The following is a 20,280-nucleotide window of genomic DNA, read 5'->3' as shown; positions in this document are numbered from 1 at the left end:
GGAGAGTTCCCTTACGGTGACGGATTCGACCTCGCTGACCCTATTGACCAGATCCTCCAGCTCCTCCGCCTTATAGTGGGTCGACACGTAGACGAAGAAGCTGAAGTCGAACTCCTCTCTCTCCAGGGCTTCCACCGGGGGGACCGTCTTTATTATGTCGCCGGTCTCGTCAAGCCTGTTGACAACCATGTACGCCCTGGCGGCCCTCAGCAGACACCCGGAAGAGAGAGTGACGAAGATCTCGAAGACGGAGAGCCCCTTGGCAGCCGCCTCGTCCACCCACTCTTTCTCCTGATCCGAGAGGCTGGAGTCCAGCTCCTTCTCCGGCTCCTCTTCCGGCTCGAAAGAGATGGAGGCGGTGCGTATGGTCGCCACCAGGTCGTCCGTCTCCACCGAGGAGTCGTTCCCCTCGCTCCGGATGGCGTCCACCATCGCCTGCAGCGTGTCCAGCGAGCGAAAGAGCAGGTCTATGGTCCCGGGGGTCAGCTCGTTGTCCCCCTGGCGGATCTTTTCCAGCATATCCTCCATGGCGTGGGTCAATGAGGCCATCCTGTCGAAGCCCATCGTGGCCGACATACCCTTGAGGGTGTGCGCAGACCTGAAGATCTCGGCTATCGCCTCCGAATCTCCGGGGTCCCTCTCGATCAACAGCACCAAATCGTCGAGGTGCTTGAGGTTGTCCCCTGCCTCATCGAGAAAGGCGCCCAGATATTGGCTCATATCCATATTCGTCATGGCAGATCATCTCCAGCCTTGTAAAGTCTAGTTATCTATCTTTCTCTTACACTTCTTATTATGGCCTCGGGAATCGAATACAGCGGCAACAGCTCGTCGACAACGCCGATCTCCACCGCCGCCTTCGGCATTCCATAGACCACGCAAGTCTCCTGGGACTCGGCGATTATCCTGGCGCCCTTGTTCTTCAGAGCCGACGCGCCTTCCGCGCCGTCCCGTCCCATACCGGTCAGGATAACCCCTACAGTGCCGCCGCCTACCTCGTTGGCGACGCTGTTGAAGAGGACATTCGCGGAGGGCTTCACGGACAGGACCGGCGGCGCGTCGGAGATCGCGCACGAGAATCTGCCCTGAGTCTTCCTCCGTACTATCATATGATAACCTCCAGGCGCCACAACGGCCAGTCCCGGACGCAACTCCATCCCCTCGGCCCCTTCCACGACGTCCAGCTCCGAGAGGGAGTCCAGCCTCTTTGCAAAGGAGAGGGTGAAATCCTTCGGCATATGCTGCACGATCACAATCGGGACGGGGAAGTCTCCCGGAAGCCGAGAGAAGACCTGCTGCAACGCCCTTGGCCCGCCGGTGGAGGTGGCTATGGCGACCATCTCCGGACGCCCCTTGATGAACCGAGAGGAGAACGACCTTACAGGGTGCCTGACTGGCTCCTCGTACGGACGCCGTCCGGCGGCTTTTCCGGCTCTCCGGGGAGGCGGAAGGCGTGCCGTGCTAGCCGCCAGCACCTTCGCGACGAGGTCCTCGGCCACATCCTTCATGTTGAGGGAGATGTGCCCCGACGGCTTGGCCACAAAATCTATCGCCCCCATGGACAGCGCCTTCAGCGTGACCTGCGCGCCCTCCTGGGTCAGGCTGCTGACCATTATCACGGGAATCGGGCGGTTCGACATTATCTCCTCGAGGGTAGCGATGCCGTCCTTCTTGGGCATCTCGACGTCGAGGGTGATCACATCGGGAGAGAGCTCCTCTATCTTTCTAAGCGCGTCCTCACCGTCCCGGGCCGTGCCTGCGACCTCGATGCCGGGGGCGTTTCTCAGTATATCGCTTATGACCTTTCTCATAAAGGATGAATCGTCGACGACAAGCACTCTGATCTTTGGTTTCGCCATGTCTGTTCACATCGCTCTCTAAAGTTGACGTTCCGCCAGTTCCTGTTGGCGGATAAAGGCCCTCATCGTCTTTTCAATAAGGCCCGGCAATCCTTCGAAAGCCAATCCTATCTCTTGAAAACCATCCCTCGGCAGCTTTTTCACCAGGTTTCCGACCAGGTAGAAGAGACTGTCCGGGAACGTGATCTCGAGGAGATATCTTCCCCCCTGCACGTACAGATACTCCTTGTCCTGCGGGATGGACAGCCCTATTCCGCCGAGGCTGATGTCCTTCGCGACGGAGAAGGACCATTCCTGCATCTCCGGCCTGTAGTTCTCGCCGTCCAAGCGAAAAAACCCCGTCCTCAAGAGGCAAGGAACTCGTACAAACTGCCTGCGCTGCACCCTGGAGGCCTCTCCCACGGGGGCGACCCACAGGATAGGCACAGTGTCCTGTGTCTGGCCCCTGACTATCGACGCTTCGGTCACGAAGAGCGCTCCTCCGGTCTCGACGCTCATCTTGATGTGCACGCTCCTGTGCACGGGAAGCAGCGCACCGCGAAGCATCGGGTGCGCCAGCCCGATGGCCTCGGAACTCACATCCTCCAACCTGGAATTATACACGCCCTTGTAAAGACCCGCATCGATCACTATTGACACTTTACTGCCGATAACTCCGGAGAGCATCGAGAGAAACGCTTCCGATTCCACTCGCTACCCCCCCAACCCGAGGCTTCTCGCCAACCTCAGAAAGAATGCTTTCGCCCCTCTCCCCTCCCGAGGCGCCTCCTCTTCGTCCATCATCATGCGCGCGGCTATGGCTGCGACGTCCCTGCTGGCCTGGCAGTCCGGGAAGGCCTGGGAAAAAGGGACCCGCATACGGACGGCCTTGCGGACTTTTTCATCCGTGACTACCACGCCGCCGAACGCCACCGGCAGGCTCAGGAACTGGTTGGCCGCCATCTGGATTCGCTCCGCGATCTCCCTTCCCTCCGAGTGGGAGGAGGCCATGTTGACCACCAGGGTCACCTCCAGCTTCCCGCCCGCGCTGATGGACAGAGTCTTCAACACTCCGTAGACATCCCTGATGGAGGTCGGCTCCGGGGTCGTGACCAACAGCGCCACATCCGACGCCCTCCCGAAGGACAGGGTGTTCCTGTGAATTCCCGCACCTGCGTCGATAAGCAGTACATCGGCGTACTTCTCCAAGTCCGCGAGCTTGTCGATGAGCAGAGACTGTTCAACTTCGTCCAGCTCCGCGAGCTCCTGCACGCCCGCCCCTCCGGGAAGAAGCAAAACCCCGTTCTCGAGGGGCAGCAGCACCTCCTCCACGCTCCTCTGGCCCCTCACAAGATGCGCAAGGTTGTAACTCGACGAGACACCGCACAGAAGATCCACGTTCGCCATGCCCAGGTCCGCGTCCAGCAGGACGACCTTTCTGCCACTGCGGGCGAAAGCCGCGGCCAGGTTGACCGCGAGATTGCTCTTCCCGACGCCTCCCTTGCCGCTGAGCACCGATATCGACCTGAGCCCGGCAAGCCCCTTAAGCCCTCTGCGCCGTTCTTCGGTTATCCTTCTGAGCTCGCCGGCCTGGTCAAGGGGCACCGTCGTCATCTCATGCACGACCCGCTTCTCCCTTTTTCTCAAGAAGAAGTTCGACGAGTTTCGCGCCGCTTGCGATCTCGATGTCGTTCGGCACGTTCTGTCCTGTGGTGAAGAAGGAGGCCGTCCTGTCGAAGTCCATCATGATGTTCAGAAGCGCCCCGAACGTGGACGTCTCGTCGAGCTTCGTGAACAGCACGTGCTCGATCGGAACGACGCCCATCCTCTGGATGACGTCGAGCATATCGCGATACTTCATGTTGGCGGAGAGCACGAGATGAACCGCATCCGGCCGGAAATGCTCGTACAGGACCTTCAGCTCGTCCATCCTGCGCCCGTCCTTGTGAGAGCGACCCGCCGTGTCGAGGAGGAGCAGATCCGCGTCCTCGTATCGCTCCAGGATGCCCGGGACCTCGACCGCATCGTAGATCACTTCCATCGGCACGCACAGGATCTTGGCGTACGTTCGAAGCTGCTCCGGGGCGGCGATCCTATAGGTGTCCGCAGTCAGGAAGACCACGTTTCTCTTTTCAAAAAGCGAGTGGATCGCGGCGAGCTTGGCTATGGTGGTGGTCTTTCCGACGCCTGTCGGGCCGATAAGCATGACCCTGCCGCCTCCAAGGGCCTCCCAGTTGTCATCGGACGCGACAGGAATCCTGTCCGACAGCCACTTCTTGAAGGGAACGCCCGGACTCTGGATCTGGTACTCCTGGGCCAGGCTCCGAGTATGGACCTCGCTCACCTCGTGCGCCCTCATCCGAGCTGCTGCCTCCTCCACGCCGAGATGTCCGGGGCCGCTTGCAGCGGCAGTGCGCGGCGCCACGGGCAGGCCGGAGGGGGGCTTCTCATCTATCTCCAGCCTTTTAAGCACCCTGTCAAGCCGTTCGGATAGCTCGCTGACCTCGCGCTCCAGCCTTGTCCTGTACTCCTGCTCGGCCGCGGAATTTTTGTCCATGGCAAGATCCCGACCGGCGGACGAGAGCTCGGCCCTGTCATCTGCATCTCCGACGATCGCCTTTTGAACAGGCTCCGAATGCCGCCTCGCCACAGGGGAATAGACCCCCGCCGAGGCCGGCGCGTCGCGCTTAGACAGCAGCTCGTCACCCGCGGAGGTCTTCGACTCGGACGCGGCCATAGCCTGTTTGAACTCCAGCAGCTTCTGAAAAGCCGCGAGTCGCTCCTTCTTCTCCCCGTCCGTCTCCTCGCGCCTGTCGTCCGTCTCGAGAATCCCGGCCGTGACATGAAGCACCGTCCTGCGGAAGAAGCCCAGGAAGCCGCCCTTTTTGACCGGCCGCTGGGACAGGATCGCCGCCTCCGAGCCAAGACGGTCCCTGGCGGTCCTGAAGGCCTCCGCCTCATCGTTTGCCTCGAAGGTTATCTGGGATCGAACTCGCACCGGCATTTACTCCACCATCCCAATCGATTTTAGCTGCACGCCCTGTGATATTTCATTATAGGATATAACGAACAATGTTGGCAACGACCCTTCCATAAGACGGCGAACTATAAGGCGCACATCCGGGTGCACCAGAAGCACCGGCGTGTGGCCCTGCATCGACATCTCCTCCACCGCCTTGGAGACCGAGGCGAGCATGCTCTGCACCTCTCGCGGATCCATGTTGAACTGCCAGCCCCGCATAAGATCCCCCTCAACCGCCTCCATCACCTTGGCCTCCCAGTTCGGGGACAGGGTCGCCACGGTGACGACACCGTCCTCGTCCTGGATCTTCAGCGTGATCAGCCGCGCAAGCGACTCGCGCACTCTCTCCGTGAGGAAGTCCACGCTGCGGGAGATCTTCCCGTAGTCCGCCAGCGCCTCGAAGATGGTCACAAGGTCGCGCACGGGTATCTGCTCCCTTACCAGGTTCTGGAGCACCTTCTGGATCTCCCCTAGGGACAGAGAGGCCATCATCTCGTCGACGACCGCCGGCGCGGCCTCCTTCACCATATCGGCCAGTTTTTGGATTTCCTGGCGGGTGAGCAGATCCGCGCCATATCTCTTTATCGTCTCCGACAGGTGAGTGGCCAGCACCGACGGAGCATCCACGACGGTGTAGCCGAGCGACTCCGCCTTGTCTCGCATCTCGGGCGGAATCCAGACGGCCGGAAGCCCGAATGCGGGCTCGACGGTCGGAATGCCGACCAGCTCCTCCTCCGCCCCTCCCGTGTTCATCGCCAGGTAGTGGTCGGGAAGCAGCTCCCCCCGCCCCGTCTCCGCGCCCCTCACGCGGAGAATGTACTCAGTCGGCTTGATCTGGATGTTGTCGCGGATGCGAATCGGGGGCACCACGATGCCGAGATCCATAGCCATCTGTTTTCTGATGGTCCCGATCCTGTCGAGCATGTCCCCTCCCTGGGCCGGGTCGACCAGCGGAATCAGCGCGTATCCGATCTCCGCCTCCATCGGATCGACCGTCAGCAGGCGCATCACGTCCTCGGGCGATGCAGGAGCGGGCCTCTCCGGCTCCCCGACCGGAACGCCGGGAGCGCCCCTTCCCGGATCCCTTCTCGCCCCCTCCTCCTCCTGTATCTTCCCCTCTCGGTAGACCCAGTACCCCATCAGGCACAGGAACGCCCCTAGGACCAGGAAGGGAATCTTCGGCAGACCGGGCACCGCCGCCAGGGCAAAGAGCAGAGCGGATCCGATGAAAAGGGGCCTGGGATAGGCCGTCAGGGATGAGAAGATCTCCTTGCCGAGGTCCGCCTGCCCCGCCGCGCGAGTCACGATGACTCCCGTCGCGGTAGAGAAAAGCAGCGCCGGCACCTGCGACACCAATCCATCCCCGACCGTCAGAAGGCTGTACGTCGTCAGAGCCGTCTCAAGAGGCATCCCCCTCTGAAGCACGCCGATGGCGAGTCCCCCGACGATGTTTATCACGGTGATGATGAGGCCCGCGATCGCGTCGCCCTTGACGAACTTGGAGGCGCCGTCCATCGCTCCGTAGAAGTCCGCCTCCCTCTGGATGTCTAGGCGACGCTCCTTAGCCCCCGCCTCGTCTATCAGACCGGCGTTCAGGTCCGCGTCGATCGCCATCTGCTTTCCGGGCATCGCGTCCAGCGTGAAGCGCGCCGCGACCTCCGCCACTCGCTCCGCGCCCTTGGTTATCACCACGAACTGGATGATGACGAGTATCAGGAAGACCACCGCGCCCACAACATAGTTACCACCGACGACGAAGTTGCCGAACGCGCTGACCACCTCGCCCGCGTCCGCCTGTAGCAGGATCAGCCTTGTGGTGGACACGTTCAGAGCCAGCCGGTAGAGGGTGACAATCAGCAGAAGGGTTGGAAAGGCCGCAAGGTCGAGCGCCCGTTGCGCGTAGAAGGTCGCCAGCAGCACAACTACGCCGATGGTGATGTTCGCGGACAGAAGGATGTCCAGCAGCCACGTCGGCAGGGGAATGACCATCATCACGACGATGAGAATGACCAGCGAGGCCATCCCTATGTCCGAATAGTGGAGCATTTTCTTAAAAGGAGACATTCCTGCGGTGGATTCCTGCACTTTTCCCATCCTTCCCTTGCCTGCCTACCGTCCTATTCTACATGAAAAGCCCCGATTCGGGGGCGCCGTCGGCCCGCGTTCCGGACACCGGAACGGCCGGCTTTTTTCTCCCCCCGCCCTTCAGCTTGTAGATGAAGGCCAGCACCTCGGCAACCGCCCTGTACAGATGCTCCGGGATCTCGTCGCCGACCTCGAGCGACTCGAACAGAGACCAGGCGAGCGGCCTGTTCTCCACTATGGGGACTCCGTGCTCCTCCGCAAGGGCGCGAATCTTGTCGGCTACGAAACCGCTGCCCTTGGCCACGATCACCGGCGCCTCCATGATCTCCCGGTCGTACTCCAGGGCCACCGCCAGTCGGGTGGGGTTGGTTATAACCACGTCCGCCTTCGGCACGGAGGACATCATCCTGCTCCGCGCCAGCTCCCTCTGCTTCTGGCGGATCTTGCTCTTTATCTGGGGGTCTCCCTCCATCTGCTTGTACTCCTCTTTCAGCTCCTGCTTGCTCATCTTGATCGACTTCTCGAACTCCCACTTCTGGTAGGCGTAGTCGAAGAGAGCTATCACAAGCAGAAGAAACGCGAGGCGGAAGCAGAGCCCCAGAAGCTTCGAGAATAGGAGGGCGACGCCGTCCGGCAACGGCATACGGATGGCAGCCACTAGCTCCGGCATGTCCTTTTTCATGGCGAAGTAGATCACAAGAGCGAACAAGCTCGCCTTCAGGAGCCCCTTGAGCAGCTCCATCACGGAGCGGAGGGACAATACTTTTTTCAGACCGGATACCGGGTTGAAGCGACCCATGTTGGGTATAAGGGGCTTGGGGGTGATCTCTATTCCGACCTGGGCCGTGGTAACCAGGAGTGCTCCTATGGCCGTCGTCAACCCGAGGGGAAGCCACGGCAGCAGAATAGCCGGCAGAACCTCGCGGGAGAGCACGCGGAGCCAGCCCGCCTCGCGGATCGTCTCCCCTCCCATGAAGGCCACCAGGTCGATCAGCAGCGATCTCATGTAACTGTGCATGAAGCGGCCGAAGACAAGGAGGGAGAAGAGCCCTGTAAGTATGACGACGGCTGCGCCGAGGTCCTGACTCTTGGCGACCCGACCCTGCTCCCGCTCCTTCCTTCGTTTCCTGGGAGTGGCAGGCTCGGTGCGCTCCTGTGCGAAAAACTGGAGGTCGAACCTCATCGCCACGCGGTGATCCCCATTAGCGCGAACTCGATGAAACGCTCGATGTTGTCGGTCATCAGGTCTACCGTTTCGGGGAGCACCACCATCAGCACGAAGAAGCCGAGGGTGATCTTGAGGGGAAGCCCGAGGACGAAGATGTTCATCTGGGGGACGGTCCTGGCCAGGAAGCCCAGGCCAGTATCCGCCAGGAGTATCGCCCCGTAGAAGGGCAGCACGAACCGAAGGCTGAGCACGAAGGCCTGCTCCAGCCAAGCGCCCAGCCCCATGTCCCAGGCGGCGGCCAGCGCGAGCTTCCCCGGAGGGACCAGTGTCAGGCTCTCCACGATGGCCTGAGTCATCAGCAGATGTCCGTTCCACTTGAAGTAGAACCACATCCCGACGAGGAACTGCAGCTGCCCGATTATCGAGACCTGTACCTGGCTGAGAGGGTCCATGACGCTCAGCATCGAAAGCCCCATGCTGATGCCTATCAGCTCTCCTGATATCTGGAGCACGTACAGAGGCAGCGCCGCCAGGAAGCCTGTGAGAGCGCCGATGAGGAGCTCCCTTATCGCGAGGACGACTATCGACGTCCAGTCCTCGAACAGGACCAGCGGCACGTCGGCGCGCATCGCGCCGGCGGCTATGAGAGTGAGGATGAACGCGGTCCAGAAGCGGAGCTGGATTGGCGAGGCCGAGGCGAAGAAGATCGGCGCGGTGAACATCATGCCGGTGAAACGAATGCCCGTCAGCAGATAGAAGACGAGCAGGGAGACGAATGCCGTCTGATCGGCTGTCATTTTATGAATCGGTCGAGCTGACCGAACAGGAGAGAAGCGAAGTCCCCCACCCGCTGAAACATCCAGGGTCCAAAGGCAAACAGGGCGGTCAGGACCGCGACTATCTTGGGGATGAATATCAGGGTCTGCTCCTGTATGGACGTGGCGGTCTGCAGAATGCCGATGGTCAAACCCACCAGCATCGCAACCAGGAGGATGGGCAGCGCGGATGTCAATGCGAGCCATATCGCCGAGCTCAGCACATCGTTCATGTTGACCGGGAACAAGCAAAACGCCTCCTCTCTATGAGAAGCTCCTCAGCAGGCTGGTCACCACCAGGTTCCACCCGTCCGCCATGACGAAGAGAAGGATCTTGAATGGCAACGATATCATCATGGGCGGCAGCATCATCATGCCCATCGCAAGCAGCACGCTGGCCACGATCATATCGACGATGATGAAGGGTATGAAGATGACCACCCCCATCTGGAAGGCGGTCTTCAGCTCGCTGAGCACGAAAGCGGGAATCAGGATCCTCGTGGGCACGTCATCCGTATTATGCGGCTGCTCCATCTTCGACATCGTGATCATCAGGGAGAGCTCCTCCTGGCGGGTGAACTTGAACATGAAGTCCCTCACGGGCTTTATAGTCCCCTCCCACGCTTGGGCGGAGCTGATGGAGCCGGCCAGGTAGGGCGACAGGGCCTCGTCGTAGACCTTGCCCCAGGTAGGGGCCATGATGAACAGCGTCAAAAAGAGAGCCAAACTGGATATGACCTGGGCCGGAGGGGTCTGCTGCAGACCGATCGCCCTCTGGACGAAGCCGAGGACTATCAGGAGACGCGTGAAACAGGTCATCATCAGCAGGATGCCCGGCGCCACGCTGAGCACCGTCAGCAGCGCGAGTATCTGCAGCGTGGTCGCCACGTCGCGCGGCGATTCGGCCACGCCGAGCCCGAATTGCAGCAGCGGTATCGGGATGAATCCCGCCCCCTCCTCGGCGAACGCCGCCACCGACCCCATGAGGACGGCCGCGGACACCAGCACAAGCGAAGGTCGCCTAATCGCCGTCAACCTCTTCAACACCGGCAATCCACTCATCATATCGCCACCTGCCTATCGCGCGACCGCCGCTCTTGCCGGAGAGTATGGCGATCACATCGGGGCCGCACCTGACGATAAAAATAACATCCCTGCCGAGCGACAAGGATGCCAACAACACAAGCACGCCTTTCGCCTGAAGAGGTACTCGCTTCCCCGAAAGACGGACAAGAGCGTACCCGGCGGCTGCTAGAAGAGCCAGGCTGAGGCCTACTTTCAGTAGATAACTCGTCAGAGAGGGTGTGTCCGCAGATGAAGCGGAGGCCGCGGCGGGAAGCGCCAGAAGCAGCCCCGCAGCGCCCCGAAAGACCATGAAATATCCCGCGCTCCTAACCGAGCGCCTTGTTCAGAGCCTCGACGACCCTGTCGGGCTGGAACGGCTTGACGATGAAGTCCACGGCCCCGGCCTGTATGGCCTCGATGACCATCGGCTGCTGACCCATGGCGCTTACCATGACCACCTTCGCCCCCGCGTCCAGGGCCTTTATCTCCTTTACCGCATCGATGCCGTTCATCTCGGGCATGGTGATATCCATCGTCACGATATCGGGCTGCAACTTCTGGTAGGCGGCCACGGCGACCTTTCCGTTCTCCGCCTCGCCCACCACCTCGAAGTCGTTTTTCGACAGAATGTCCTTAAGCATCATCCTCATGAAAGCGGCATCATCAACTATCAAAACTGTTTTGCCCATACTTCCACATCCCTCTCTCGGTTATAACTGTAAAGTCCGTTGGCCAATTCACTGCTGCGGTGAATGGACTCGACCGGCGGATGTCACAATCTCCGTGATACGGACGCCGAAATTCTCGTCGATAACCACCACTTCGCCTTTGGCTATCAGCTTGCTGTTGACAAGAACATCGACCGGCTCGCCCGCCATCTTGTCCAATTCTATCACGGAACCGGGAGTCATGCTCAATATATCCGCGATATTTTTCCTTGTTCTTCCCAACTCTACAGTAACCCTTACGGGGATATCGGCTACCAGTTCGATCCTTCCTCCGAGTCCGATGACGCCCCTTTGCATCAAGGGCACGAACTCAGCGGGCCTCACGTCTACCGAGGACTGGTCGTACACATTTCCGAAAGACGGAGCGGTGCCTGCCATTCCCGGGTCGAACTGTACCTGCTGGGGCGGCGGTGCCGCCTGTGGCTGAGCGGTGGCCGGCCGCGGGGGTGCCGCCTGCGGCGCATGCGGCTCTGCCGCGGGCTTTTCGGCCACTGCGGCGTGTACCTCGTCCGCCACGCTCTTCGCCGTATCCAGCGGAAAAAGAATATCGAGCGGGAAGCCACCCAGGCCCTCGATCTCAAGGGTCACCGCCACCCGCCATATCATGTCCGCCGCGTCGTTCGACGGGAACGGAAGCCAGTCATCTCCCTCCTCCAGGGTGGAAGAGACATTCTCCGGCATCAGCCTCTTGCCCGCCAGAAGGCTGCTCATGCTCGTGAAGGCCGCTCCGACGACCTGGCTCAAGCCCTCCTGCGCTGCGTTGAGGTAGAGCTCCCCCGCTTCGTCCGGAAGCTCGGTCCCCTCGCCGCCCATCATCAAATCGGCCAGGGTGAGGGCGCACTTCTGCGTCGAGAGCACCGTGATCGGTGCATCATCAAGGCCGCCCGCCTGGACGCGGAATGCGAAGGGCGTCTCCTCGGAGGCCGCCACAAACTCCTCCTGGGAGAGGGCCTCTGACTGCTTGATGTCCGCCGTTACCTCCTTGCCGGCCAGCATCCCGAAGACGCTGGCGACCGAGGAGGAGAATATGTTCGCTATATCGTCGAGGACGCTCCTCTGCTCGGGGGAGAGCCCTCCGGAGTCGCCGTCGGCGGCCGCCCCTCCATCTTCCGACAAACCGCCGCCCGACAGAAGGGCGTTTATCTCGCTCTGGCTAAGAAGCTCGTCAATCATCGCCTGCGCCTCCTTCCTCGCGGGGGATCTCCTCCGGTTCGGCCTCGTCCTCGGCACGTACTATCTCGGTTATCTCCGCCGCAAAGTTGCCGTTCGCCGTACCCGGCACGGCCTTGAACTTCACCATGTTGCCGACCCGGACTTCCAGGGGGTCGTCCAACCCCTCGTCCAGTTTTATCACATCGCCCACGGAGAGCTGTATCACGTCGGCGACGCTCAGAATCGTGTGCCCCAGCTCGAGCGCAAGCGGCACACGCACCTTGTCAAGATGTTTCCTTATGTACTCGCCCGTGCTCTCGTCCATCTTGCGTCCCGTCGAGGCGAACCACTGCTGCGAGCTTAGCTTGTCCATTATCGGCTCCATCAGGAAGTAGGGGATGCAGATGCTCACCATACCCTCGACGTCGCCGACCTTCAGCTTCAGGATCACCAGCAGCACCATGTCCGTTCCCGGGCATATCTGTACGAAGAACGGGTTGCTCTCCAGGTTCTCGTACCTGAAGCGCACGTCCACGACGGTGCTCCAAGCCTCTTCGAGAAGCTCGAGCATCCTCATGATCATCCGCTCCACCACGGTCCTCTCTATATCGGTCAGCTCCCTCACCTTGCCGGTGAACTCGCCCCGTCCGCCGAGCATCCTGTCGATGATGGCGAAGACAAGGTTGGGCTTTATCTCGATGAGAGCGTTTCCGCTGAACGGGTACATCTCCAGTATGCCGATCACCGTGGGCTGCATGAGAGACCGCAGGAACTCGTCGTAGGCGAGCTGGTCGACGGTCGCTATCTCGGCCGAGACCATCGAGCGCACCATCGTCGACATCGCCGTGGTCATCTGCCTGGCGAAGGACTCGTGGATCATCTGGATCGCCCTCAGCTGGTCCTTGCTGAACTTGTCCGGCCTGCGGAAGTCATAGCTTTTTATGTTCTTCTCATCGGATTCCTTGGCGATCGAGTCGACATCCACCTCTCCAGTGGACATCGCCGCCAGCAGAGAGTCTATCTCGCTCTGCGACATAACTGTTGGAGTCACGGTCTCTCCCCCCTCTCCCTACGCTTATATGCCGAGGTTCGCGCTACTGCAGGATGAAACCCTCGAACAGGACCCGCACCACGGGCGCCTTGCCTTTTATCGTCGGCATCATGGAGTTCGCGGTTCTCTTGATATCCTCGGCCAGTTTCATGATCCCCTCGGCGGTCGTCAGCTCGTCGAAGACCCTGTCCTTCACCAGCAGGACGACCTCGTTGCGAATGCGCGCCACCCAGCTCGCCGACGCCACCATCTCGAACGCCTTGGGCCCGCTGGTCTCAAGCGACAGTTTGAAGTTGGCCACGTGATTTCCCGTCCCCGTCAGGTTCGCGATGAAGTCGCCAACGAAGAAGACCGGGCCTGGCTCCTCCACGTTGGACGGAGTCGAGCCCTCGGGCGTCAGCCAGAGCCTTCCGGCCATCATGCCGCCGCCGAAACCCAAGGAAAACAGCAATACCCCTACAAGAGACAGGATCATCATCCGCTTCATCTTCTTCTCCCCCTACTGTTTCGGATACTTCGACAGAAACACTATGTCCACTCTGCGGTTAAGGGCCTGGTGCTCCGGCGTGTCATTCGGGACCAGGGGCCTGCTTGGGCCGTAGCCCACAGCCTGAAGCTTCTGCGGATCGAACCCTGCTCGACTATCTAGATAGGAGACCACCGCGGCAGCGCGCGCGGCCGACAGCCCCCAGTTGTCGCGGTATATTCCGCCCAGGAGAGGTACCGAGTCGGTGTGCCCCTCCACGGCTACGGCCGGTATCACGTCCTTGACGAACTCGGCGATCTTGTACATGACCCTCATACCCTCGGGCTTCAGGTCTGCGCGCCCGGAGTCGAACAGGAACTGGTCGGACAGCGAGACGGTGACCCCCCTCTGGTCGACCCGGACCTCGATCTCCTTCTCAAGGCCCTCGGCTCGCAGGTAGTTGCGCAGATTCCTGGCGACCTGCTGCATCTCCGTGCTGGTCTTGGGCGACTCGCCTGCGCTCTGAGACGTCTGCCCTCCGAACACTGACGAATCCTGCTGCACTGTCTTTCCCCCGGGCAGGAATCCCATAGCGCCCTGGAATGAGAGGATCATCAGCTCGAACTTCTGTACGTCTATGGACGACATCGAGTACAGAAGCACGAAGAAGGTCAGCACCAGCGTGACCATGTCACCGTAGGTGAGCAGCCACAGAGGGGCGCCGGGCTGTGACTCTTCCTTCTTCTTCCGCGCCATGCTATGCCACTCCTTCCTTCGCCGCTTTCACCTTTTCCTCTAGAGTCCTCCGCAGTGCGGGTGACAGGAAGACCTTGAGCTTCTCCTCGACAATTCGAGGGTTCTCGCCCGCCTGGATCGACAGGACCCCTTCCACCATCAGCTCCATCGACAGGACCTCCTGCGCGGAGCGAGAGGCCAGCTTCTTGGCCAGCGGTATGGCGAATGCGTTCGCCACGAACGACCCGTAGAAGGTCGTCACCAGCGCCACCGCCATGCCCGGCCCGAGCGCGTCCGGGTCGGTGAGGTTTCCCAGCATCTGGATCAGCCCTATCAGAGTGCCGAGCATCCCGAACGCCGGCGCAAGCTCCGCCATCGAGTCCAGCAGGGTCTTGTTGTCCGAGTGGCGCGACTCGAGGATGCCAATCTCCGTGTCCAGTATCCCCTTCACCAGCTCCGGGTCCGTACCGTCGACAACCAGCTGGATCGACTTCTTCAAAAACTCGTTTTCAAGCTCGGAAGCGTCCGCCTCAAGCGCCAGCAATCCCTCGCGGCGGGCCTTCTCCGCGAAGCTCACGATCGTCTGGACCAGCTCCACCGTATCCGGAGGATCGCCGACGAACGCCATCTTCATGACCCTCGGGAGGCCCTTCATCCTGTCGAACGGATAGGAGGTGATAAGCGCCCCTATAGTGCCTCCCCCGACGATCAGTATCGACGGAAAATCGACGAAGGCCATCGGCTGCCCTCCGACCACCAGCGCTCCGAACACCAGGATATAGCAGATTAAAAGACCGACGACAGTGGAAAGATCCAAACAAATCCCGCCCCTCGAAAGTGAGACGCCGTCCGGCGCGAGTCAACGACTCTTTTACTCCTCCTCCTCTTCCGCCCTCACGGCGAGGGCTTCTCCGGAGATGAAGGAGAAAAAAACCTTCTTCCTGTACTTTACCACTAAATCCACGATTTCGTCCATAGGCTCGGCCACGACGTAGCGATGACCGTTGACGAGGCGGATCACCGTGTCGGGGGTCGACTCCACCGTCTCTATGAGATCGGCGTTGATCGTGAACCTCTCGCCGTTGATCCGCCTCACCAAGATCATATCCTATTCACCCCTGCCCTAGCGCTTGATGTTGATCAGCTCTTCCAGCACCTGGTCGCTGGTCGTGATCATCCTGGCGTTGGCCTGGAAGCCCCTCTGGGAGGTGATCAGTTTGGTGAACTCCTCCGTTAGATCGACGTTGGACATCTCCAGCGACGAGCCGATGATGGCACCCGCGCCGTCCTCAAGCGGAGATCCGATCTGCGGTACGCCGGAGTTGTTGCTGTCCCTGAAGGCCGTGTCGCCTATCTTGACCAGGCCCGCAGGGTTGGCGAACAGCGCCAGGGCCACCCTGTACAGCGGTATGTTCTGGCCGTTGCTGTAGATGCCGTTCACCGTGCCGTCCTGCGCAACCGCGAAGTCCGTCAGCACTCCCATCGTGTAGCCGTCCTGGTAGTAGCCCTTGGTGGTGAACTCGGAGCCGTACTGGGTCACTCCGTCGAGCAGCTCCTTCTGGAAGCTCTCGCCGGAGAAGTCTAGCCTGATCTCCGACTCCATCGCGCCCACCTCGTCGAACTGGACGTTGATGATCGGCCTGGCGTTGTACATGCCCGTGTCCGTGGTGTCGATCTTGCCGTCAGGCCCGAAGCGGATGAGCCCCGTGTTGTTACTCAGCGAGATCTCGCTGTCCGGCATCCACGCCCGCCAACGCCAGATTCCATTGTCCTGCTTCTCCCAGGAGACCTCCAGAGTGTAGTTGTTCCCGAGCGAGTCGTAGACGTCGATCTTCGTGTTGTGGACGTTGGCGATGCGCTGGTTGATCGTCGACAGGGCCTGCATGTTGCCGTCCCGGGTGACGGGGATGTTGAAGCTGTTCGGGGCTCCGGTCGCCGTACCCGAGGCATCCCATACCCTCATCGTGAATGCCCCGCTGCCTGCCTCGACGAAGTCCACTGCATAGTGATTTGCAGGGGTGCTATTATCGGGAAAAACATGAAAATTGCCGTAGTTCCCGAGGTCGTAGGTAAAGCTGTCCGTTCCATTATCGAAGTTAATCACGCCGGTGGCAGGATCGTAGACTATATGTGACGGCGACACCGTCGGATTAAAGGTCGGGCCTCCTGCCCCAGGAAGGGTAATAGGCGCAGTCGCTTCCAATACCACACGATTCCCGACCACGCCGGCCATTCCGAAGTCAACAGTACTCGACACACCGCCTCTAGTGAACGTCAGTGTCATAACATTATCGGAAGTAGAACCCGGGGTAAGGCTCACATCATATGGATTGCCCCCAACCGTCACGGTCGTATCTGCAGGCACGTTTCTAACGTACTGGCGGAAATTATTGGTTTCTATCTCCACAAACCTCGGATCATTAGCAGCCCCACCCAATACGGTAAACCTGTAGTCCCCCGCCCCGCGCGAATCAAACTCCCCGAATAAATTAGTTCCAAATCCGTTCCCTAGTGGAGAGTTAGCATCCGCGAGGGGATCATGCCAAAACCCGATTTGGAATTGCAATGGCGGAAGATCGGTACTCGTAAGTACGTCCCTTAAGGTTACACTCCCTTGGGAAGTAGCAGTATCTAGAACAGCCGAGTTAGGAGTGATTTCATAGGCCTTGCCATCAAGAGTAACCGTTCCACTCTCAGTCAGATGGATAACTCCATCAGTTGCTCCATTGTAGTTAAGCTGTAAAGTCCCCGTGTTGTTCGGATCGCCTCGGTCGACAAAGCGCATCGTGACATAGCCGCTGCCAGGGTTTCCCTCCGTAATCGTTACATCGTATTCCTTGCCGTCAATCTCGATATTTCTAAGTATGGTCGGCCTCACTCCGACGAGGCCAGTTATTCCAGAAGAGTCGACTATCTCGACGCTGCTGGTCAGCTCGATCCCTCTTCCGCCGGTGGCGTTGCTTATCGTGACGTAGGCGCCGCCGGCGAAGCCGCCGAGCCGAGTGACCCCGTCGATCGCTCCGTCGGGTATGTCGAACGAGCCGTCATCGTTCATCCTGACCGTGTACTCGAACACCGCCATCTCGCCACTTTCGTCCTTCCCCCAAAGGCGCAGGCTCCTGCTCCCGTCCGCGGCTATGTCGGTGAACTCGGCGAGATAGGAGTAGCGAGTGGTGCCGTCCACTATCGTAAACTGCTGGTAGTCCATGTGGTCCTCGAGGTTCAGCGACCATTCCTCCGGGTTGCTGGGGTCGATGCTCTTGAGCGAGAGGACGCAGGTGGCCGGGTCGAACTCGACCGAGTAGACGGTGGCTCCGTCATCGAAGAAGCCGTCGCAGACGAGCATCGGCCTGCCGGTGCCGGCGTCCACGCCGGTCAGCCTCATCACCAGGTCCTGGCCGCCAACTGTCAGGGTCATGAAGGAGTCGGCTGTCGTGCCCTCCTGCATCGTGACGTCGTACCTCTGGTTGTTCAGCGTGGCGACCGTGGAGAAGTTGTTCCAGGTGAGGCCCATCGGAAGGTAGGTGGCGGCGCGGCTGTCCAGGTTGCACCGGTAGCCGACCACCGTGGTGGCCCTGGCCTCCATCTTCTGCCCGGTGGGGATGTTGATGTCCGTCAGGGTGGAGCCCTGGTTGAACTGCAGCGGGTCGATCGGGTCACGCACTATCTGGTAGCCCTGCAGCCTGTAGCCGGTGCCTGCCTGGACGAGGTCGCTCTCGGCGTCCAGCACGAAGTTGCCCGCTCTTGTGAACAGGTTGCCGTCGCCGTCCTTGATGACGAAGTAGCCGTCGCCCTCGATGGCGAAATCGGTTCTGTTGCCGGTGAACTCCGTAGTGCCCTGGGTGTGCAGCACCTCTATGGCCGAGACCTGCATCCCCAGTCCTATCTGCTTGGCGTTGACTCCGCCCCTCTGATCTCCGGGGGCCATCGTGTTGCTGGTGTTCTGATACAGAAGGTCCTGAAAGGTGATGGTGGATCTTTTATACCCCGCGGTGTTGACGTTGGCGATGTTGTTGCCGACGACGTCAAGCGAGGTCTGGTGCCCTCTGACGCCCGAGACGCCTGACATAAGGGATCGCAGCATAGCGCATTCCTCCTTGCTTTTCTAGTGTATGTAGCAATCCCTTGCTTTGAGTTGGGTGCCCGGCCGTCCGTGGAGGGCGTTTTGTACATGTTGGTTTCGGCGATTTTTCGTCCGTTCTTAAGTCCTTGCTCGCCCGGGGCGTGTCATCTCACCGATCGCCCCTGGCGCTTATCTGGGCTATCTCTTTATGTTTATCTGCTCCTCCAGCACCTGGTCGCTGGTGTTTATCACCCTGGCGTTGGCCTGGAAGCCCCTCTGGGCCAGGATGAGCCTGGTGAACTCCTCCGTCAGGTCGATGTTGGACATCTCCAGCGCACCGCCAATAAGCGCGCCCGCTCCGTCCTCCATGGGAACGCCTATTCTGGCGAGGCCGGAGTTGCTGCTCTCCCTGAAGACAGTGTCACCCACCTTGGTGAGGCCGGAGGCGTTGACGAAGGTGGCCAGCGCCAGCCTGAACATCGGGACGTTCTGGCCATTGTCGTAGGTGGCCATCACTGTGCCGTCGGCCGAGACGGCGAAGCTGTCCATCACGCCCATCGAGCAGCCGTCCTGGTAGTAGCCCTTGGTGGTGAAGGGGGAGCCGTACTGAGTAACGCCCTCGATTGGAGGTTTCTCGAATGACTCTCCGGCGAAGTCGAGGACTATGTCGGACGAGGCCGCGCCGAGGGCGGTGAAGTCGATCGTAACCTGCGGCTGAGTGACTGCTCCCGCCACGGGTTTGCCGTCGGGGCCGAAGTTAAGTACTCCTCTATCGATAAACGGCGGGTTTCCGTCAGTCAGATATGCTACCCAGCTCCACTCGTTGTCCGCCGGGTCTCCTGTGTGAACCCACTGCACGATCAGTTCGTGCGGGTTGCCCAAGGAGTCGTAGATCTCTATCTGCGACCTGTGGGAGCTGGCGGCAGGCGGCGGGTCCATGGGCGGGTCGGCGTACGGGTCCCACGTGGCCGGGTCCCAGTCTGCGGGTTCGACGACAGCCGATCTGCTGTCGAGGTTGCACCTGAAGCCCACGGTCTGGGTGGCGCGCGCCTCCATCTTGGAGCCGATCGGGATGGTTACGTCCGTAAGGGTGGAACTCCTGTTGAACTTTGTCGGGTCGTTGGGGTCCGGCACCATCTGGTAGCCCTGGACCCTGTACCCGGTCCCCGACTGGACAATCTTGTTCTCCGAGTCCACGGTGAAGTTGCCCCCCCTGGTGAAGAGCCTGCTGTTGCCGTCCATGACGACGAAGTAGCCCTCGCCCTGGATGGCTACGTCCGTGTTGCCTCCGGTGAAGTTGATGTTCCCCTGGGTGTGGATCGTCTCGATGGCCGCGACGCGGACCCCGAGGCCGACCTGGATCGAGTTCACCCCGCCCCTGCCCTCCGCCGGGGGCATGGCGCCCCTGTGGGTCTGGTAGAGCAGGTCCTGGAAGGTGATGTTGGACTTCTTGAAGCCCACTGTGTTGACGTTCGCTATATTGTTAGCGACGACGTCCAGGAAGGTCTGATGCCCCCTGGCGCCCGACACGCCCGACATTAAAGATCGAAGCATGGTAACTCCTCCTTGCTGTATGGAAAAAGACGGTGCACTCCGTTGCTCCGATCAGATAAGGGCCTTCCGTCCTTGGGGCCTGTTGTTCGCACGGTATGCGCGACGGTTGTCACGCTACCGATATCACCTTCTCGAGCGGGACATCGCCGTCGGCGGTGTTGAGTATCACCTTGCCGTTCTCGAAGCGCACGAACCCGACCTGCGAGTAGGCGGGCAGACCGTCGTCGTCCATGTACTCTATGATGCGCCCGATGTAGCTGACCGCGGATGCCTTGTTCAGCGCCGCCATCTGCTCGATGCTCTTGTTCATGTTGGTCATCTGCTCCAGCGTGCTGAACTGGGCCATCTGAGCTATGAAGTCCTTGTCCTTCAAGGGATCCAAGGGATCCTGGTTGCTCAGCTGTGTTATCAGTATCTTGAGGAAGGCGTCCTTCCCCAGGTCGTTGTTGACATCGCGAACCGCCTCGGTCGCAGGGGAGTTGGTCGCGGTGGTCGAATATCCGTTGGTTACGCTGTTTACGCTCATTTTTCTCCACAC

The 20,280-nt window shown here is 60.4% G+C and carries 21 protein-coding genes; all 21 read right to left on the bottom strand.

What is annotated here, in order from left to right:
• Nucleotides 1-720, bottom strand: a 720-nt coding sequence (locus GX181_02740) for a chemotaxis protein CheA (GenBank protein ID NLM70866.1), incomplete at its 3' end; no start/stop codon positions are given.
• Nucleotides 721-770: 50 nt separating this feature from the next.
• Nucleotides 771-1,859: a chemotaxis response regulator protein-glutamate methylesterase gene (locus GX181_02735; GenBank protein NLM70865.1), complete on the bottom strand. Its 1,089-nt coding sequence runs from the start codon at nucleotides 1,857-1,859 to the stop codon at nucleotides 771-773.
• Between the two features lie 18 nt (nucleotides 1,860-1,877).
• The gene (locus GX181_02730; GenBank protein NLM70864.1) at nucleotides 1,878-2,549 is read right to left on the bottom strand and encodes a hypothetical protein; all 672 of its coding nucleotides are present in this window, start codon (nucleotides 2,547-2,549) and stop codon (nucleotides 1,878-1,880) included.
• Nucleotides 2,550-2,552: 3 nt separating this feature from the next.
• On the bottom strand, nucleotides 2,553-3,452 hold the full coding sequence (locus GX181_02725) for a MinD/ParA family protein (GenBank protein NLM70863.1): 900 nt from the start codon (nucleotides 3,450-3,452) through the stop codon (nucleotides 2,553-2,555).
• Nucleotide 3,453: 1 nt separating this feature from the next.
• Nucleotides 3,454-4,836, bottom strand: a complete 1,383-nt coding sequence (flhF, locus tag GX181_02720; protein ID NLM70862.1) for a flagellar biosynthesis protein FlhF — start codon at nucleotides 4,834-4,836, stop codon at nucleotides 3,454-3,456.
• 6 nt (nucleotides 4,837-4,842) lie between these two features.
• Nucleotides 4,843-6,954 carry a flagellar biosynthesis protein FlhA gene (gene flhA / locus GX181_02715; protein NLM70861.1) on the bottom strand — a complete coding sequence of 704 codons (2,112 nt, stop codon included), beginning with the start codon at nucleotides 6,952-6,954 and terminating at the stop codon, nucleotides 4,843-4,845.
• A 28-nt stretch (nucleotides 6,955-6,982) separates the two neighbouring features.
• Entirely contained in the window at nucleotides 6,983-8,128 is a 1,146-nt protein-coding gene (gene flhB, locus GX181_02710) for a flagellar biosynthesis protein FlhB (GenBank protein NLM70860.1), read from the bottom strand.
• The gene (locus GX181_02705) at nucleotides 8,125-8,910 is read right to left on the bottom strand and encodes a flagellar biosynthetic protein FliR (GenBank protein NLM70859.1); all 786 of its coding nucleotides are present in this window, start codon (nucleotides 8,908-8,910) and stop codon (nucleotides 8,125-8,127) included. The genes flhB and GX181_02705 overlap by 4 nt, the downstream gene beginning before the upstream one ends.
• On the bottom strand, nucleotides 8,907-9,161 hold the full coding sequence (gene fliQ / locus GX181_02700; GenBank protein NLM70858.1) for a flagellar biosynthesis protein FliQ: 255 nt from the start codon (nucleotides 9,159-9,161) through the stop codon (nucleotides 8,907-8,909). Before fliQ ends, GX181_02705 begins: the two co-directional genes overlap by 4 nt.
• Before the next feature lie 31 nt (nucleotides 9,162-9,192).
• Complete coding sequence (fliP, locus tag GX181_02695) at nucleotides 9,193-9,993, bottom strand: flagellar type III secretion system pore protein FliP (protein NLM70857.1); 801 nt, start codon at nucleotides 9,991-9,993, stop codon at nucleotides 9,193-9,195.
• Complete coding sequence (locus tag GX181_02690) at nucleotides 9,950-10,303, bottom strand: hypothetical protein (protein ID NLM70856.1); 354 nt, start codon at nucleotides 10,301-10,303, stop codon at nucleotides 9,950-9,952. Before GX181_02690 ends, fliP begins: the two co-directional genes overlap by 44 nt.
• 16 nt (nucleotides 10,304-10,319) lie before the next feature.
• The gene (locus tag GX181_02685) at nucleotides 10,320-10,682 is read right to left on the bottom strand and encodes a response regulator (protein NLM70855.1); all 363 of its coding nucleotides are present in this window, start codon (nucleotides 10,680-10,682) and stop codon (nucleotides 10,320-10,322) included.
• Between the two features lie 48 nt (nucleotides 10,683-10,730).
• The gene (fliY, locus tag GX181_02680; GenBank protein NLM70854.1) at nucleotides 10,731-11,894 is read right to left on the bottom strand and encodes a flagellar motor switch phosphatase FliY; all 1,164 of its coding nucleotides are present in this window, start codon (nucleotides 11,892-11,894) and stop codon (nucleotides 10,731-10,733) included.
• A complete protein-coding gene (gene fliM, locus GX181_02675; GenBank protein ID NLM70853.1) occupies nucleotides 11,887-12,924 on the bottom strand; it encodes a flagellar motor switch protein FliM in 1,038 nt (345 codons plus the stop codon). Before fliM ends, fliY begins: the two co-directional genes overlap by 8 nt.
• Nucleotides 12,925-12,967: 43 nt before the next feature.
• On the bottom strand, nucleotides 12,968-13,411 hold the full coding sequence (locus GX181_02670) for a flagellar basal body-associated FliL family protein (protein NLM70852.1): 444 nt from the start codon (nucleotides 13,409-13,411) through the stop codon (nucleotides 12,968-12,970).
• A gap of 12 nt (nucleotides 13,412-13,423) precedes the next feature.
• Complete coding sequence (locus tag GX181_02665; protein NLM70851.1) at nucleotides 13,424-14,146, bottom strand: flagellar motor protein MotB; 723 nt, start codon at nucleotides 14,144-14,146, stop codon at nucleotides 13,424-13,426.
• 1 nt (nucleotide 14,147) lies between these two features.
• Complete coding sequence (locus GX181_02660; protein ID NLM70850.1) at nucleotides 14,148-14,942, bottom strand: motility protein A; 795 nt, start codon at nucleotides 14,940-14,942, stop codon at nucleotides 14,148-14,150.
• A 54-nt stretch (nucleotides 14,943-14,996) separates the two neighbouring features.
• On the bottom strand, nucleotides 14,997-15,230 hold the full coding sequence (locus GX181_02655; GenBank protein ID NLM70849.1) for a flagellar FlbD family protein: 234 nt from the start codon (nucleotides 15,228-15,230) through the stop codon (nucleotides 14,997-14,999).
• Between the two features lie 18 nt (nucleotides 15,231-15,248).
• Nucleotides 15,249-18,209, bottom strand: a complete 2,961-nt coding sequence (locus tag GX181_02650; GenBank protein ID NLM70848.1) for a flagellar hook-basal body complex protein — start codon at nucleotides 18,207-18,209, stop codon at nucleotides 15,249-15,251.
• Between the two features lie 177 nt (nucleotides 18,210-18,386).
• Nucleotides 18,387-19,742, bottom strand: coding sequence for a flagellar hook protein FlgE (locus tag GX181_02645; GenBank protein ID NLM70847.1), 1,356 nt, complete (start codon nucleotides 19,740-19,742; stop codon nucleotides 18,387-18,389).
• A 109-nt stretch (nucleotides 19,743-19,851) separates the two neighbouring features.
• The gene (locus tag GX181_02640; protein NLM70846.1) at nucleotides 19,852-20,268 is read right to left on the bottom strand and encodes a flagellar hook assembly protein FlgD; all 417 of its coding nucleotides are present in this window, start codon (nucleotides 20,266-20,268) and stop codon (nucleotides 19,852-19,854) included.
• Nucleotides 20,269-20,280 lie beyond the last annotated feature (12 nt).

This window comes from Synergistaceae bacterium, from assembly GCA_012521675.1.
Lineage (GTDB): Bacteria > Synergistota > Synergistia > Synergistales > Aminobacteriaceae > JAAYLU01.
Note: the sequence above shows the minus strand (reverse complement) of the source record. Positions and strands in the feature narration are given on the sequence as shown.